The organism is Streptomyces sp. NPDC044061, from assembly GCF_056434305.1.
Map to the genome: position 1 here is coordinate 224,851 of NZ_JBWKFL010000009.1, position 16,672 is coordinate 241,522.

Annotated in this window: 7 protein-coding genes; 1 reads left to right on the forward strand and 6 read right to left on the reverse strand. The window is 75.5% G+C overall.

Annotated features, from left to right (window positions below):
• Positions 1–86: 86 nt before the first annotated feature.
• Complete coding sequence (locus AC07CM_RS17180) at positions 87–1,139, forward strand: lysylphosphatidylglycerol synthase transmembrane domain-containing protein (protein ID WP_478877204.1); 1,053 nt, start codon at positions 87–89, stop codon at positions 1,137–1,139.
• Between the two features lie 75 nt (positions 1,140–1,214).
• Here AC07CM_RS17180 and AC07CM_RS17185 read toward each other — a convergent pair whose 3' ends face one another.
• From AC07CM_RS17185 to AC07CM_RS17210, 6 genes are read right to left on the reverse strand one after another with little or no spacing between them, the layout of a single operon-like run.
• Positions 1,215–2,282: a class I SAM-dependent methyltransferase gene (locus tag AC07CM_RS17185; RefSeq protein WP_478877205.1), complete on the reverse strand. Its 1,068-nt coding sequence runs from the start codon at positions 2,280–2,282 to the stop codon at positions 1,215–1,217.
• The gene (locus AC07CM_RS17190; RefSeq protein ID WP_478877206.1) at positions 2,279–3,484 is read right to left on the reverse strand and encodes a glycosyltransferase; all 1,206 of its coding nucleotides are present in this window, start codon (positions 3,482–3,484) and stop codon (positions 2,279–2,281) included. Before AC07CM_RS17190 ends, AC07CM_RS17185 begins: the two co-directional genes overlap by 4 nt.
• Positions 3,481–4,293 carry an alpha/beta fold hydrolase gene (locus AC07CM_RS17195; RefSeq protein ID WP_478877207.1) on the reverse strand — a complete coding sequence of 271 codons (813 nt, stop codon included), beginning with the start codon at positions 4,291–4,293 and terminating at the stop codon, positions 3,481–3,483. Before AC07CM_RS17195 ends, AC07CM_RS17190 begins: the two co-directional genes overlap by 4 nt.
• A 3-nt stretch (positions 4,294–4,296) precedes the next feature.
• Positions 4,297–4,617 carry an acyl carrier protein gene (locus tag AC07CM_RS17200; protein WP_478877208.1) on the reverse strand — a complete coding sequence of 107 codons (321 nt, stop codon included), beginning with the start codon at positions 4,615–4,617 and terminating at the stop codon, positions 4,297–4,299.
• Entirely contained in the window at positions 4,614–9,173 is a 4,560-nt protein-coding gene (locus AC07CM_RS17205) for a beta-ketoacyl synthase N-terminal-like domain-containing protein (protein WP_478877209.1), read from the reverse strand. Before AC07CM_RS17205 ends, AC07CM_RS17200 begins: the two co-directional genes overlap by 4 nt.
• A gap of 1 nt (position 9,174) precedes the next feature.
• Positions 9,175–16,668, reverse strand: a complete 7,494-nt coding sequence (locus AC07CM_RS17210) for an SDR family NAD(P)-dependent oxidoreductase (RefSeq protein ID WP_478877210.1) — start codon at positions 16,666–16,668, stop codon at positions 9,175–9,177.
• Between the last annotated feature and the right edge of the window lie 4 nt (positions 16,669–16,672).

Here is a 16,672-nt window from a genome sequence, read left to right on the forward strand (position 1 = left end):
TTTCGGACATCCCGGTGTCATGCGGGAGGGGAAGGCTCCCCGAGGTTTCGCCGGTCCGCCTCCCCCAGGCCCCCTGCCGGGGCCCGATGCGGAAGGACGACGTCCCCGTGTCCTCACTGTCCCCGCTCTCCCCTCCCTCCCCACCCGTCGTGCCCGCCGTGCCCGACTGTGCCCGGTCCGAGACTCCCGCGCGCCGTGGCCCCTTCATGGCGGCCCGGCCAGTCCGGCTCGCCCTGTGCCTGTCTCCCCTGCTGCTCGCCGCCGGCTGGGCCCTGGCCAACCGGCCCGTGGCGTACGAGGGTGCCGCGCGGCTGGTCGCCGCCGACCCCTGGTGGCTGCTGGCCGGGGCCGGGTTCACCTGTCTCACCTGGGTGGCGGCCTCCTGCGTCCGGCAGGGCGCGCTGCCGGACCGGCTTCCCCCGGGGCCGCTGCTCGCCTCACAGTTCGCGGCGGGTGCCGCGAACCACGCGCTGCCGGGTGGCCTCGGCGCGCACGCCGTCACGGTGCGCTTCCTGCGCACCCGGGGCGTACCGCTGGACCGGGCGACCGCCTCGATCGGCCTGTACTCCCTGGCCAAGTCCAGCGCGAAGACGCTGGTGCTGCTGGTGTTCCTGGTGTCCTCGCCTGCCCGGCGGAGGCTCGGCGACCTGCTCCCGGACGGGCGGGTGCTGGTGCCCGCCGTCGCCGTCGCGGTCGGCGCGCTCGCGGTGGCGGGGGTGCTTCTCACGGTCGTACGGTCCTTGCGGCGCCCGGTGACGAGGCTGGTCCGCTCGGCCCTCGCCGACGCGCGGGTGGTGCACGGCCGGCCCTGCCGGGTGCTGGCGCTGTGGGGCGGGGCGGCCGCGATGCCCCTCGTGCAGGCGGGCGCGCTCGTCTGTGTGGGGGCCTCGCTGGGCCTGGGCCTGCCCTGGCACCACGTGGTCCTCGCCTATCTGGCGGCGGGTACCGCGGTCGGGGCCGTACCGGCGCCCGGCGGTCTCGCGGTGGACGCGGCGCTGGTGTGGACGCTGGTCGCGTTCGGCGCGACGCCGGCGGTCGCCACCGCCACGGTGATCGGCTACCGGGTGCTGACCGACTGGCTGCCGCTGCTGCCGGGTGCCGTGGTGCTGTCGGCACTGATCCGCGCCGGGGCGCTGTGAACGCTGTGGAGCTGTGAGCGCCGTGATGCGGTGCGCGCCGTGATGCGGTGCGCGCCGTGATGCGGTGCGCGCCGGTCAGTCGCGCCGGGCGACGAGACGGTAGGCGTTGGACAGGCCGAGGCGGTGGGACAGCGGTCGTACCGCGATCCGGTCCAGCAGGGTGGCCGTGAGCAGGGCGGGCACGCCCGCGAGCAGGACCGCGGTGCGCAGGGAGCGCCGCAGGGCGCCGGGCGGCTCGGGCAGCCAGGGTGCGTCCTCGCGCGGGGCGGTGTGGTCGAGGGCCAGCCAGACGGCGGCGAGGAGGTCGACCGGGTCGTGCGGCTCGGCGTGCTGCTCGGCGACCACCGTGAAACCGAGTCCGGTCAGCCGCTGCCGCAGGTTGGCGACCGGGATGAAGTGCAGGTGCTGCGGCTGCAGCCAGGGCAGCCACCAGCGGCCGAGCAGGCGGGCGTAACGGCTCTGCGGGTCCGGGACCTCGATGAGCAGGTGGCCGCCGGGACGTACGACCTCGTGGGCGGCGCGGAGTTCGCGGTCCGGGTCGGTGCTGTGCTCCAGGTAGTGGAACATGCTCACCACGTCGTAGCGGGCGGCCAGGTCGGGCGCGAGATCGGGGAAGGCGCCGCGGTGGGCGTGCTCCACCCGGCCTTCCCTGGCGGCCAGTTCGACGCCGTCGGTGAAGTCCAGCCCGTCGAAGGCGGTGCCGGGCAGGACCGTGCGCGCGGCCTCGCAGAAGTGGCCGTGGCCCGTGCCCACGTCCAGCCAGTTCTTCGGGGTGGGGTCGTGCGGTGCCATCGCACGCGCGCGGTCCCGGTACATCGCGGTGCGGCCGCCGAAGGTGCCGCTCATCCGCTGTTCGCCGAGGCCGTCGTAGAAGTCGCGGTAGTAGAACTCCAGTCCCTCGTCGGTCAGTCGGGGGTTCTGGAAGGTGTGGCCGCAGTCCGCGCAGCGGTCGAGGCTGAAGTGGCCGGGCTTGTGCTGGAGCAGGTCGGTGGTGCGCAGGCGGGTGGTCAGCCGGCCGGAGGCGCACCAGGGGCAGGTGGTGCGTCTGGGCGCGAAGAAGCGGTCCGTACCGTCGGACAGGTCGGCCTGGTAGGCGGGGCGCAGGGCGGCTGTCCGCTCGCTCTTCTTGCCGGTTTCGCTCATCGGCTCTCCTCGGCCCGTCGTGTACTGCTGTTCGCCGCCAGTCGTTCGAGGTGAGCGGCGGCCGCGCGGGCGCCGCCCGCCGCGCGGAACGCGGTGCGGACGCGGGCGGCGGCCGCCCGGTGGGCGCGGTCGTGCAGGACGGTGTCGAGGGCCGCGCCCAGCCGGGTGGCGGTGACCCGGCCGAAGCGGACCCGGACCCCGGCGCCCGCGTCCACGACCTGTGCGGCCACCACGGGCTGGTCGTCGCGGATGGGCGCCACGACGAGCGGCACACCGTGCCAGAGCGCCTCGCACACCGTGTTGTGCCCGGCATGGCACACCACCGCGTCCATCCGTTCCAGCAATGGGAGTTGGGGCACGGACGACAGGATCAGTACGTCCTTGTCGGTGCCGTCCGCGGGCAGCGTGCCGCCCGGATCCACGAGCACCGCCTGCACCCGGTCGGCGCGTTCGCGCAGCGCGGTGACGCACTCGGAGAGGAAGCGGCCGCCGGCGTCGGCGTTGGCGGTGCCCAGGGTGACCAGCACCTTCGCCCGGCCGGGGTCCAGCCGGTCCCAGGGGAAGCCGGGCCCGGCCGGGCGGTCGGCGAGGGACGGGCCGACGTAGTGGATGCGCTGCCCCAACGGCGCCTGAGGGCCGATGAGTTCGGGTGTACTGAAGACGAGCAGCAGGTGGGGTGAGTAGCGCGGGTCGGCGGTGCCGGCCGGGTCGCCGATCCGGGCGCGCAGCCCGGTCAGGCGCTGCCGCAGCCACTCGGCGACCCTGGGCAGCCCGTCGTAGGCGCCGGTGAACTCGGCCGAGGTGGTGGCCGAGGTCGCCCAGGGCAGGCCGAGGCGTTCGGCCACCAGGGCGCCCGCGAGGGCCTGCTGGTCGGCGACCAGCACGTCGGGGCGGAAGTCCTCGGCGGCCGCGCGGACGCCCGGGGCCATCGCGTCGGCGAGCGGCACCAGGTACCACTCCCACAGGAACTTCAGCGCCTCCGCGCCCCGCAGATCGGGCGGCCGTACGGCACCCTCGGCGCCCGGCACCGGGCCCGCGCACCCGAACACCTCGGCGTTCTCGCCCGCGAGCCGGCGCACCAGCGCCGGGTCGGCGCACGCCCACGCCACCCGGTGTCCGTTCGCGGCGAGCCGGGCGGCGACACCGACGGCCGGGTTGATGTGCCCGACCAGGGGCGGGACGACGAACAGGAACCCGCTCACCGGGCCCCCGCCCCGGCGCCGCTGACGGAGCGGATCAGGTCCGAGATGTGCCCGCCGACGGTTCCGGCCGCCTCGACCAGCACCGAGTGCTCGTGCCCCGGCAGCACGACCGGCCGGAAGTCCGCGAGCAGCGCCTCTTTCAGGGGCACCAGTTCCACCAGGTCCGAGTCGCCGCCGTACACGCCGAGGACCGGGCAGCGCACGGCCCTGATCTGCTCTTCGTTCAGCACCCGGCTGGCGGGGATGTCCCGGCCGAGGGTGGTCTCCCGGGCGAGCCGGGCCGCGCCCTTGGCCAGCCGGGCGGTGTTGTGGCCGCGGTGGGCGGTGATCCAGGCGATGGCGTCGGCCTCGTTGTGGGCGAGTTGGGTCACCACGCGGCGCAGGATGCCGCCCATTTTCGCCGCCCAGGCGGCGGTCGCCGGTTCGGACTCGATCAGGGTGAGGCTGGCGGTGCGTGCGGGGTGGCGGGCCGTGTGGCCGAAGGCGATGGTGCCGCCGTAGGAGTTGCCGACGAGGTGCACGGGCCCGGTGATGTCCAGCCGGTCGAGGAGTGCCTCCAGGTCGTCGATGTTGTGGTCGAGGGTGTAGCCGTCCGGCGGGCGTTCGCTGCGGCCGTGCCCGCGCAGGTCGTACATGACGACGTCGAGGCCGGCCGCCGCGAAGGCGGGGGCGACGGTGAAGTAGTAGCTGGCCAGGCTGTCGGTGAGCAGCCCGTGCACGAGGACGACCGTGGCGTGCGGGGTGCGGCCGTCCGGGGGGCCCGTCCGCTGGACGTGCAGCCGGATTCCGCCGGCGTCGATCATCGCCATGGCTCAGCCCGCCTCCGTGGTCCGCAGGCTCCACACCACGTACTCGACGAGCCGGCCCACGGTCAGCTCGATGATCTCGTCGAAGTCCATGCCGGCGAGGAACTCGGCGAGGTTGACCCGCCGCCCGTACCGCTCCTCCAGCAGCCCCGCGAGGGTGACCAGGTCGATGCTCTCCAGTTCCAGGTCGCGGTTGAAGGTGGTGGACAGCCCGATCACCATGTCGTCCTCGCCGTACTCGGCGAGGACGGTGCGGAGCATGCCGGTGATGTCGGCGAGCACCGTGTCGGTGGTGGGCTGCGCGGGCAGCGGTGGGGTGGGGTTCATCGGGGGTACTCCTCGGCTGCTTCGTCGTCTCGTCCGTCGTGCGCCGCGGGCCCCGTCGTCCAGGCCACGACGTAGGCGCGTGGGGGTAGAGCGGGCGGATTGACCGCGTGCGCGCAGTGCACGGGGTAGGCGCGCTCCAGGCGGCCGGAGACCACCAGTCGGGTGCCGTCCGGGGCGGCCTCCAGCACCCTGAAGTCCCTGGGGCGACCGCCGAATCCGACGCCCTCGGCCTTGGCCACGGCCTCCTTGGCGGCCCAGAAGCGCGTGAACCACAGGGCCTCGGAGCCGGGTTCGTCCGCGGATCGGGCGTGCAGCAGCCGGAGTTCGTCCCGGCCGAGCGCGGTGGCGAGGGTCGCGGGGTCGCGCGGGGCGACCTCTTCGACGTCGATGCCCGGCCCGGGGTGGGGGGTGTGCGGCCGTACGATCGCCACGCCTGCCTCGGCCCGGTGGGCGAGCGAGACGTCCAGCGGGGGGAGCGTGCGGCCGTGCACGCCGGTGACGCGGGGGCGGCCGAGTTCGTCGTTGTGGACCCGGATCTCCGCCGGGAAGACGGGGCCTTCGCCGTGCTGCCACAGCCACAGCCGTACGGCGTCCTTGACCGCGATACGGCCCAGCAGCCACTGTCTGCGGCCGCGCGGCGGACGTTCGGCGTACTCGGCGCGCTCCGCTCGGCCCAGCGAGTTGCGCATGATCAGCTCCCGTGAGGCGAGGTCCGGCCACCGCTCGTGCACGAGCGCCCAGCCGCCGGGCCGGGCCTCGGAGAGGGTGTGGCGCTCCGGGAAGCGTTCGACGGGCCGGGTGTGCGGGTCGTTGTCGAAGCGGCGGTCCTGCCAGCCGGTGAGCACGGCCCACACCCGGCCGTCGACGATCAGCTCCGCGTCGGCCTCCAGGACGGTGTCGGTGAGCGAGGTGACGCGCAGCAGACAGGTGACCCTCGTGCCGGGTGCCGGGTGGGGTCCGTGGAACCGCATGTGCCGCATCTGCACGGGGAACACCACGGTCCGTTCGGTGCGGGTCGCCATGATCCAGTAGCCGAGGAGCTGGCCGACGTTGTCCAGGAGCGCGCCGGGTGCCGCGGGTGCGGTGATCACTCCGCGGATGTGCCGGTCGCCGATCGCGGTCAGCTCGGTGAGGCCCTGGAACGCGGGGCCGTGGAACATCCAGCGGTCACGGTAGAGCTGGGCGGCGGTGTGCTCGGGGGCGCGTTCGAGGGTGTCCGGGCGTGGGCTCGGCGGGGGCGGTGCGGGGTGGTGCGGGGCGAGTTCGACCACGGCGCGGGCCGTGGGGCCGAAGGTGACGGCGACGCGGTCCGCGTGCCCGGGCTCGGGGATGACCGTGACGGGCACGTCGACGGGGGGTGTCGCGGTGAGCCACCGGTCGAACCGCGCTCCGTGCACGGCGACCGCGCGCATCCCGGGTGCCGCGTCCTCGGCCGCGTCCATCATGTGCCGGACGATCGTGGTGGCGGGGACGACCGGCCAGCGGTCCTCCACGTCCGGCCAGCCGGGGCGCTGCGGGAAGAAGCAGTGGTCCAGGAGGTGGGGCATGGTGTGAGCGGAGACGCTGACGGTCGTGGGGCCGGTAGCCGGGGCGGTGACGGTGGGTGCGGGGACCCGGGCGGTGGTCCTGCCCGTCGCCGTCGCCCCGTCGGCTCGGCGGCCGCCCGCGGCGATCAGCTCCGCCGCCGTGTCCGCGGTGTCCCGCAGCAGGGCGGTCAGCTCGGCGGCGGCCGGGAAGCGCGTGGCCAGGTCGTCGAGCGGGGAGGTGCCGGGCCGGGCCGGCTGCGACGGGCGCGCCGACGGCCGGTTCGGCCGCAGCTCCGACCGCAGCGCCTCGAGGGCGGGCCCGGCCAGGGACACCAGGGCGCCGTCGAGGTCGAGGCGGACGGGCGGGCGCCGGGGTGCGGCCGCGCGCGCGTCGGCCCGGGGAACCGCCGGTGCCACGCGCGCCCCGGCCGTCCACAGCGCCGTCGCCACCCGGCGCAGCTGGGCCATGCCCGGGCGGTGCGGGGAGTTGGCGGCGACGGCCAGGTGGTCGCGGTCGCCGAGGGTGTCGTCGACGAGGGAGGCCAGCTGTCCGGGGCCGGCCTGCACGAAGGTGCGGTGACCCGTCGCGTACAGCGCCTCGATCAGCTCACGGAAGCGCACGGGCTCCAGCAGGTGCCGTACGAACAGTTCGCGCACCGCCGTCTCGTCCCGCGGGAAGGGCGCCGCGGTCGTCCCGGACCACACCGGCACGGCCGGCGGATGGAGCCGGAAGCGGTCGGCGGCCTCCTTGATGGGCGCGAGGTACGGCTCGAGCATCGGCGTGTGGAAGCCGGAGCGGAACGGCAGCACCTGGCACAGGACACCCTGGGCGCGGAAGGACCGTGCGAACTTCTGGACCGCCGCCTCCGGCCCGCAGACCATCGACTGGTGCGGCGCGTTGTCGTGGGACAGCACGATCCCGGAGCCGGCCCACGCCTCGGCGAGGGCGGCGCGCACCCGGCCGGCCGAGGCTCCGAGCGCGGCGAAGGCGAGGCCCGGCACGGTCACCGAGTCCGGGTCGAACTCGGCCATGAAGGCGTCGACCTGGTCGTCCGAGTACAGTCCCGCCACCGCCATGGCCGTCCACTCGCCGACGCTGTGCCCGGCGACCGCGTCCGGCACGAGCCCCATGCGACGCAGCGCCGCGTCGAGCAGCCGGCCCACGCCGACCACCCCGAAGCCGTGCCGTCCGACGTCACCGGGCCGTACGTCCGCGCCGGCGAGCGGGGGCAGGCCGAAGTGGGCGGCGATGTCGTCGGTGCGGGGCGCGAAGTCGCCCTCCAGGCCGGGGAAGACGAAAGCCAGCCCGCCGCCGGGGCCGAGCAGCGGGGCGGGCCGGAACCAGACGTCGTTGCGGCCCTGCCAGGCGCGGCCCCTGCCGACGGCGCGGCGGGCCAGGGCCAGCCGCTTGGCGTTGGGGTCCACGACGCCGAGGCGCACCGGGCCGGCGTCGGGGTGCGGCCGAGCGGGGTCGAGGCCGCCGGCGAGGACGTCGGGGTCACCGGCGTCGAGGAGGGCGGCGAGGCCGTCGGTGCCGTCGGCGGCGAGCAGCAGGACGCGTTCGGGCTCGGCGATCAGGGTCCGGGCCCGTCGCGCGCCCGGTCGTGTGCCCGGCGCCTCCTCCAGCACCACGTGGGCGTTGATCCCGCCGAACCCGAAGGCGTTCACGGCGGCCCGCCGCACCGGTTGCTCCGGGCCGGTCTCCCAGGGGTGCGACCGGGACAGGGTGCGAAAGCGCGTGGCCGCGAGGGCGGGATGGGGGTCGTCGCAGTGCAGGGTGGGCAGCAAGGTGCCGTGGTGCAGGGCCAGGGCGGCCTTGACCAGGCCCGCCACGCCCGCGGCCGGCATGGTGTGGCCGATCATCGACTTCACCGAGCCGAGTACCGGCCGCTCGTCGCCCTGAGCCGGGCCGGGCCCGAACACCTCGGCGAGTGTGGCGAGTTCGGCGGCGTCACCGGCCGGGGTGGCGGTGCCGTGCGCCTCCAGCAGGCCGAGCGAGCGCGGTGCGGCGGGGTCGAGCCCGGCGGCCCGCCAGGCCTGGCGCACGGCACGCGCCTGACCGCCGGGGTCGGGGGTGACCAGGCCCGCGGTACGGCCGTCGCTGGCCACGCCGGTGCCGCGGATCACCGCGTACACCCGGTCGCCGTCGCGTTCGGCGTCCGCGAGCCGTTTGAGTACGACGACGCCGGTGCCCTCGCCGATGAGGATGCCGTCGGCCTCGCGGTGGAAGGGGCGGATGCGCTGGGTCGGGGAGAGGGCGCGGAGCTGCGAGAAGACGCTCCACAAGGTGATGTCGTGGCAGTGGTGGACTCCCCCGGCCAGCATCATGTCGCAGCGGCCGTTGGCGAGTTCGGTGACCGCCTGGTCGACGGCGACCAGGGAGGAGGCGCAGGCCGCGTCCACGGTGTAGGCCGGACCCCGCAGGTCGAGCCGGTTGGCGATGCGGGAGGCGGCGAGGTTGGGGACCAGGCCGATCGCGGACTCGGGGCTGTCCGGGCCGAGCCGTTCGGTGAACGCCGCCCGTACCCGGTCCAGCTGGGTGGAGGACAGTTCGGGCAGTAACTCGCCCAGCGTGCGCACGAGTTGTCCGGCGGTGCGCACCCGCTGGTCGAGCCGGACCAGGCCGGGGGTGAGGTAGCCGCCCCGGCCCAGTGCCACACCGATCCGGTGCCGCTCGGGCAGCCGGTCCTCGCCGCCCGCGTCGGCGAGCGCGGCGGCGGCCACGTCGAGGGCGATCAGCTGGTCGGGTTCGGTGCCCTGCACCGAGGCGGGCATGATGCCGTACCGGGTCACCTCCACCTCGGCAAGGCCGTCCACGAACCCGCCGCGCCGGCAGTGGATCCGATCGGGGACGGCGGTCCCCGCCGCCGGGCCGGGGTGGTAGTAGTCGGCGTCCCACCGGCCCTCGGGGACCTCGCGGATCGCGTCGACGCCGTCGCGCAGGTTGCGCCAGTAGGCGTCGAGGTCCGCCGCACCGGGCAGCAGCACCGCCATCCCCACCACGGCGACAGGAGTCTGATGTTCCGTCATCTCACCAGCCCGAGGCGGTGTAGACGACGGCGCGGGCCGAGGGGTCGCCCCAGGCCAGTTCCCGGAGCAGGGCCGCGGTGCCCTCGTCCGGGTCGATCAGCTTCACTCCGCGGCGGGCGTACTCCCGGCCGAGTTCCTCGCCGACCATGCCGCTGTGCGGGCCGGCCGGTGCCCAGGGTCCCCAGTGCACGGTGAGCGTCCGGTGGCCGGTCCGCTCGGCCCAGTCGGCGCCGAGGCGCTCCAGGGCGTCGTTGGCGGCGGCGTAGTCGGCCTGGCCGCGGTTGCCGAGCACGGCGGCGATGCTGCCGAACAGCACCGTGAACCCCGGTCCGTCGGGCAGGTCCTCCAGCGCGGTGAGCAGGGCGGCGGCCCCGGCGGTCTTCGTGCCGTACACACGCCGGAAGGACTCGGCGCTCTTCTCGGCGATGAGCCGGTCCTCGATCACTCCGGCGGCGAAGACGACCCCGTCGAGGCGTCCGTGTTCCGCGTGGATCTCCTTGACCGCCTGCAGTGCGGCGTCCCGCTCGCGGAAGTCCACCGAGCGGTAGCGGGCCTCGCTGCCGAGGGCGGCGAGTTCGGCGAGCGTGGTGGTGATCTCCCGCTGTGCCAGCACCAGTTCGGCGGCGCGGTTGATCTCCGACGGCTTCGCCGAGCCGTTTTCGGCGAGGGCCGCGCGCAGCTCGACGGCGGTGCGGGCGGTCGCGATCCCGGGGGGTTCGGGCGCGGTGGCGGCGGGGGTGCGGCCGAGCAGTTCGACGCGGCACCGGCTCGCGGCGGCCAGCGCGGTGGCGAATCTCGCCGTGATGCCCCGGGCGCCTCCGACCAGCAGCACCACGGAGTCCCGGTCGAGCCCGAGGGCGGCGGCCTCGGCGGCGCCGTCACCGGCGGGTCCCGCGCCGGTGCTGCCGAGCGGTCCGAGCGGCGCGGGGACCAGCTCCGGCCCGTGCCGCCGGCCGTTGGCGGTGCGCAGCACGACGGGGGCCGGTGCCGGGGCGATCAACTCGGCGAGCAGGGCGTCGGAGACGGCCTCGGGATCGGTGTCGGGGACGGTCACGATCCGGGCGAGCAGGTCCGGGTACTCACGGGCGACGGTGCGGAAGAGGCCGTGGAGACCGGCCGACCGGGTCGCCCGCTCGCCGTCGGCCGGCTGGACGGCCAGCAGCGTCCGCGGGGCGCGCGCCAGGGCCGCCTGGAGCACGGGGAAGGCCTCGGGCAGCACCGGCAGCTCCGGCCCCGGGAGCGCGCCCAGGTACAGGACGCCGTCGACCCTGCCGTCGGCCTCGCCGAGGAGATGGGCATGGTCGACGGTGACCGTGTCGGCGCCGTGCGCACGCAGCCGTGCGGCGACCTCGGCCGCCGCTCCCCCGCCGTCGCCGAGGAGGACGAACCGGTTGCCGGAAAGAGCGGCGACGGGGTCGGCCGAGGGGGGCGGCAGGGTCACCGGGCGCAGCTCGCAGCGCTTCGGCGCCTCGCCGAGGGGCGTCCGATCGCTTGAGGGCGCCTCACCGGCCGCCTCGTCGCCGTCGAGCCGCGCCCTCAGCCACGCCGTCACCGCCGCCGCCGTACGCGCCTTGGCCAGGTCCTCCAGCTCCGCGTCGGCCAGCAGCTCGGCACCGCCCGCGATGCCGAGGCGCCGGGCGAGTTCGCCCGCTATCTCGGCCCGCTTGATCGAGTCGATGCTCAGATCCGCCTCGAGGTCGAGATCCGGCTCGATCATGTCGACGGGATAGCCGGTGCGCTCGCTGATGATCTCCAGGACCACACGGTCGACGTCCCGCTCGGGCTCGGGGGCCCCGGGCGACTGTGGTTCGGCGGCCGGGAGTTCGGGGAGCTCGACCCGAGGCGCCGGCGCGGGTGCGGCGGGCACCGCCGGGACCGTCCCGGGTGCCGCGCCGAAGTAGGTGAGCAGCACGTCCCGCTGGGCCGCGATCATCTCCCGGCTGGTGCGCAGGAATTCGGAGATCAGCGCGTCCCGGTCGGCCGGGGCTCCGTCCTGCGGGTTCGTCGTCACAGTCGTCTCCTCGACTCGTCGGGCCGGTGCGAGGGCACCGGGGAGGAGTGCTCCGGCGGCGGTGCGGACGAGGTGTCCGTCGACCGTCCAGCCAGGCCGTCGCGGCTCCGGTGTGCGCAGCGCGTCGACGGCGTCGCGGCCCCCGAGGAGCCAGGCGGTGCGCACCGGCAGCCCGGCCACGGCCAGTTGGCCGAGGGCGTCGAGCCAACCGGGCAGGCCGCTGTCGGCGTGGGGCTCGCAGGCGACGGTGCGATGCGGGCGGTCGCCGAGGATCCGGCCGACGAGCCGGGTCAGGACCGTGCCGGGGCCGGCCTCCACGAAGATCCGCGCCCCCGCCTCGTACATCGCCTCGATCTGTGCGGCGAAGGCGACCGGCGCGCCGATCTGGGCGGCGAGTTCGGCGCGTACGGCGTCGGGGTCGGGCGGGTACGGGGCGGCGGTGCGGTTGGCCCAGACGGGGAACTCGGGGGTCCGTACCGTCTTGTCCGCGAGGACCTTGGCGAACCGCTCCCCGGCGGCGGCCACCACCGGGCTGTGGAAGGCACAGGCGACCGGGATGCGGCGGGCCGTCAGTCCGGCCTCGCGCAACAGCCGTACGGCGGCGTCGACTTCGGCCGTGGGGCCCGAGATCACGGTCTGCTCGGGCGAGTTGCGATTGGCGACGACGACCGACTCGGGCGCCCCGGCGGCGCTCAGGGCGCGCACGACCTCCTCGGCGCCGGCTCCGACGGCGGCCATGGTGCCGGGCTCGTCACCGGCCGCCGCCAGGATCGCGCCCGCCCGCTCGCCGCTCAGCTCCAGCAGGGTCTCGGGGTCGAGGGCCCCGGCCGCGCTCAGGGCGACCAGTTCGCCGTAGCTGTGTCCGGCCGCGAGGTCCGGGGTGATGCCCGACGCGGTGAGGAAGGCGTGGGCGGCGAGCCCCGTGATGCCGAGGGCGGGCTGTGCGGCCCGGGTGTCGGTGAGGGCGGCCCGTCGGCGTTCGCGGGCGGCCTCGTCGAACGCGGCGGGTGGGTACAGGGTGTCGGCGTGAGCGCGGCCGAGGTGCAGGTAGTGCCGCAGCTCGGGCAGGGCGACCAGCAGGTCGGCGAGCATGCCGGGCCGCTGGCTGCCCTGGCCGGGGAAGAGGAAGGCGACCTTGGCGTCACCGGCGACGGGTTCTGCAGTGCGGATTCCGGCCGTCGGGTCCTGCTCGCCGGCGAGGAGGCGTCTCAGCCGCCCGGTCAGGTCGTCCACGTCGCGGGCCACGACCGCCGCCCGCACGGGCTCGTGGGAGGTGTCCGCGCGACGGGCCGCGGCGAGCGCGAGGTCGCGCAGGCGCCAGGGGCGGCCGTCGGACTCGGCGGCCCGCAGGATCTCTTCCACGACCCGGTGCGCGGCCGCCGTGTCCTTCCCCCGGAACAGGAACAGCTCCGCGGGCCAGGCGTCCAGGGTCTGTCGCGGCGCCACGGCACCCCTGTGGGCTCCGATCACGGCATGGAAGTTGGTCCCGCCGAAGCCGAACGCGCTGACCCCGGCGAGGCGTTCCGCCGCCGGGGCCGCCCAGGGCCGGGCGCGGGTGTGGAAGGCGAACGGGCTGTTCTCCTCCGACCAGGCCGGGTTCGGGCCCTCCAGGTGCAGGGTGGGCGGCTTGACGCCGGTGTACAGGGCAAGGGTCGCCTTGATCAGGCCCGCCAGTCCGGCGGCGCACTTGGTGTGCCCGATCTGCGATTTGACCGAGCCGAGCGCACAGCTGCCGGTTCCGGCGCCCGCCTCGGTGAACACCTCGCCGAGCACGGTGAGTTCGGTGCGGTCACCGACGACCGTGCCGGTGCCGTGCGCCTCGACCAGGCCGACCCGGGCGGGCGAGACACCGGCGTTGCGGTAGGCGCGCCGCAGCGCGGTTCGCTGGCCTTCGGGGCGGGGCGCGGTCAGGCCGAGGGAGCGGCCGTCGCTCGCGGAGCCGAGGCCCTTGATCACGCCGTACACGCGGTCGCCGTCGCGTTCGGCGTCCGCGAGCCGTTTGAGGACCACGCATGCCACGCCCTCGCCGAGGGCGATGCCGTCGGCGGAGCCGTCGAAGGCGCGGGACCGGCCGCTCGGCGAGAGGGCGTGCACAGAGGAGAACAGGACGAAGTCGTTGATGCCGTTGTGCAGGTCGGCTCCGCCGCACAGCACGACGTCGCTGCCACCGGAGACGAGCTCCTTGCAGGCCACGTCGAGCGCGGCGAGGGAGGAGGCGCAGGCGGCGTCGACGGTGTAGTTGGCGCCGCCGAGGTCCAGCCGGTTGGCGATGCGGCCGGAGATGACGTTGGCGAGCATGCCGGGGAAGGAGTCCTCGGTCAGCCGGGGCAGCTGGTCCTCGAGACCGTCGGGGACCTTGCCGTAGTACGACGGGAGGACGGCGCGCAGGGTGGCGGCGTTGGACAGGTCGCTGCCCGCCTCGGCGCCGAAGACGACGGAGGTGCGGGAACGGTCGAACTCCCGCCCCCGCTCCCCGTATCCGGCGTCGTCCAGGGCCCTGCGGGCGGCCTCCAGGGACAGCAGCTGGACCGGCTCGACGCTGCCGAGGGAGGCCGGCGGAATGCCGTAGCGCAGCGGGTCGAAGGGGATACGGGGCAGAAAGCCGCCCCACTTGGACGCCGTGCTGCCGGCCGCGTGGTGCACGGCGGGGTCCCAGCGGTCGGCCGGGACCTCGGTGACGGCGTCGTGTCCGGCGACGACGTTGGCCCAGAAGGTGGCGAGGTCGGGGGCCTGCGGGAACATGCAGGCCATGCCGACCACGGCGATGTCGAGGGGCTCGGGGGGCTTCGGTTCGGGGGTGCGCCGGGCGGCCTGCCGGGCGGTCCGGGCGGTGAGCAGGTCGGCGGCGCCGTCGGTGACCGCGTGGTGCAGCCGGGCGACGGTGGTCGTGGCCGAGCGCAGCACGGCGACCTCGCCGGCCATGAACATCCCGTCGCTGAGCTGTCGTTCCTCGCCGACGCCGGTCAACTCGCCCTTGGGTGAACGTTCGACGCCCTTGCTGGCGATGCGCAGCCGTCCCACGTTGAGCCGCTCCAGCGCCTCCCACACCTCGCGGTCGGATGTGCCGGACGCGCGCAGCCGGCCCTCGTGGTCCCGGTAGTCGGCGGTGAAGGGGCTGGGCACGCAGCGGGTGGCGTGGCCGGGCGCGGTCTCCAGCAGGGCGGTCGTGGTGGCGGTCAGCACCTGCCGCTGGAAGAGCGGCTGGATCGCGCCGAGCCCCACTGCCTCCTCGGTGAACAGGTAGGCGGTGCCCATGAGGACGCCGACGGCGGCTCCCCTTTCGGTGAGGGGTGCGGCCACGGCGGCCGCCATCGCGGCGGACCGCTCGTCGTGGATCCCGCCCGCGAGGAAGACCTCCAGCTGCCGTGCGGTCCCGTCGTCGGCGCCGGCCTCGGCGAGGAAGTCCTCCAGCACGGCGAGCTGGGCCTCCCACAGCGGGAAGGAGGCACGCGGTCCGACGTGTCCACCGCACTCGGAGCCCTCGAACACGAACCTGCGCGCCCCGGCCCGCAGGAACTGGCCCAGCAGCCCCGGCGAGGGCACGTGCAGGAAGGTGCGGATCCCGGCCCGCTCCAGCGCCTCGGCCTGCGCGGGCCGGCCCCCGGCGATGATCGCGTGCGTGGGGCGCAGCTCCCGTACGGCTTCCAGCTGGGCGTTCCTGATGTCCTCGGGCGCGAAGCCGAGCACGCCCACGCCCCAGGGCCGCCCGTCGAGCACGGCACGCGCCTCGGTCAGCATCGCGCGGGTCCGCTCGCCGTCGGCGAGGGCGAGCGCCAGGAAGGGCAGCGCACCGTCCTCGGCTACGGCGGCGGCGAAGGCGGCCTGGTCACTGACCCGGGTCATGGGCCCCTGGGCCACCGGCAGCCGGGTACCGAGTGCCCGACTCATGGGCGAGCCGGGCCGAAGGGCACGAGCGGGACCACCGCCGATCGCCTCGCCGGACCCGCCGGTCAACTCCTCCGGCCCGCCGATCGCCTCCACGGGCACGCCGGTCGACTTCTCCGGCCCGCCGATGGCCTCGTCGGACCCGCCGATCACCTGCACCGGCCCGCAATTCGCCTCGTCGGACCCGCCGGTCAACTCCTCCGGCCCGCCATTCGCCTCGAACGGCCCACCAATCGCCTGGCGCGACCCACTGTCGCCGCCCGGCACCACGGACCCACCGTCCGCCGACTCCACCCGACCATCGCCGCCCGACACCACGGACCCACCGTCCGCCGACTCCACCGGACCGCCATCGCGGGACCCCGCCCGCCCGTCGCCGTCCAGCACCACGGACCCACCGTCCGCCGACTCCACCGGACCGCCATCGCGGGACCCCGCCCGACCATCGCCGTCCAGCACCACGGACCCACCGTCCGCCGACTCCACCGGACCGCCATCACCGGGCCCCGCCCCACCATCGCCGCCCGACACCACGGACCCACCGCCGCGCGACACCACGGACCCATCGCCGCCCGACACCACGGACCCACCGCCGCGCGACACCACGGACCCATCGCCGCCCGACACCACGGACCCACCGTCCATCGGTGACGCCGACCCGGTGCCGGTCGGCTCCGCGAAACCGCCGCCCGCCGGTGTTCCCGGCCCGCCGGTGTGCGGTTCCCCGGGGCCCGTCGGGGCGGCGGCGATCTCCTGGATCGCCGTCCTGAGTGCCCGCACCGTCCCCCGCACGTCTGCCCACCGCTCGGCGAACCGCGCGGCGAGGAAGCCGTCCTCGCCCACGGGCAGGAGCTGGCGGCGCGGGTCCCGCGCGCCGAGCAGGGCCGCGACCGCGTCTGCGTCGGCGTCGTCGGCCGGTAACGGCGGGGTGTCCGGGCCGCGCCTGCGCAGCACCCGGTGCCCGGCGACGACCACCGTCTCGGAGCCGTCCAGGGAGCGCAGCGCGGCCCGCACCGCCTCCGGCAGCCGCGACTCGGCCAGCAGGGCCAGTTGGCTGTCGAGGACGACACCGGCCGCCCCGCCGGCGACGGCGGCCGCCGCGGTACGCGGCCCGATGCCTCCGCAGGCCCACACGGGGACATCCAACCCGGCGTCCGAGAGCAGGTGTTGGAGCAGCACGAAGGTGCTCAGCCCACCGACCCGGCCGCCGCTCTCGGCACCCCGGGCGATCAGCCCATGGGCCCCGGCGCGGACCGCCTCCCGCGCCTGCGCCAGATCCATGACCTCCGTCAACACCCGGTTACGCGCGGCCACTTCGGCGATGTTCCAGGGCGCGTCCGCGGCCAGGACCACGATGTCGGGGCCGTCGTCCAGTTCGCCGGGGCCCAGGGCGCATCGGCTGGTCACCCGCACGCCGTAGGGTCCCGGCGCCGCTCTTCTCAGCCGGGTGAGTTCCTCGCGGGATCTTCGGTCGCCGTCGCCGAGGTCGAGGACGCCGAGCGCGCCGGCTCCGCAGGCGGCCGCGGCGAGCCCGGCGTCGGGTTCTCCGAAGGGGGTGAGGCACAGGAGCAGGTCGTGGGCGCGCACGGGCGAGGTCATGATG

Excerpts from the sequence above, each read along its gene's own strand:
- AC07CM_RS17180 (WP_478877204.1), top strand. The coding sequence starts at position 87 with ATGCGGAAGGACGACGTCCCCGTGTCCTCACTGTCCCCGCTCTCCCCT.
- AC07CM_RS17185 (WP_478877205.1), bottom strand. The coding sequence starts at position 2,282 with ATGAGCGAAACCGGCAAGAAGAGCGAGCGGACAGCCGCCCTGCGCCCC.
- AC07CM_RS17195 (WP_478877207.1), bottom strand. The coding sequence starts at position 4,293 with ATGGCGATGATCGACGCCGGCGGAATCCGGCTGCACGTCCAGCGGACG.
- AC07CM_RS17200 (WP_478877208.1), bottom strand. The coding sequence starts at position 4,617 with ATGAACCCCACCCCACCGCTGCCCGCGCAGCCCACCACCGACACGGTG.
- AC07CM_RS17210 (WP_478877210.1), bottom strand. The coding sequence starts at position 16,668 with ATGACCTCGCCCGTGCGCGCCCACGACCTGCTCCTGTGCCTCACCCCC.
- AC07CM_RS17205 (WP_478877209.1), bottom strand. The coding sequence starts at position 9,173 with ATGACGGAACATCAGACTCCTGTCGCCGTGGTGGGGATGGCGGTGCTG.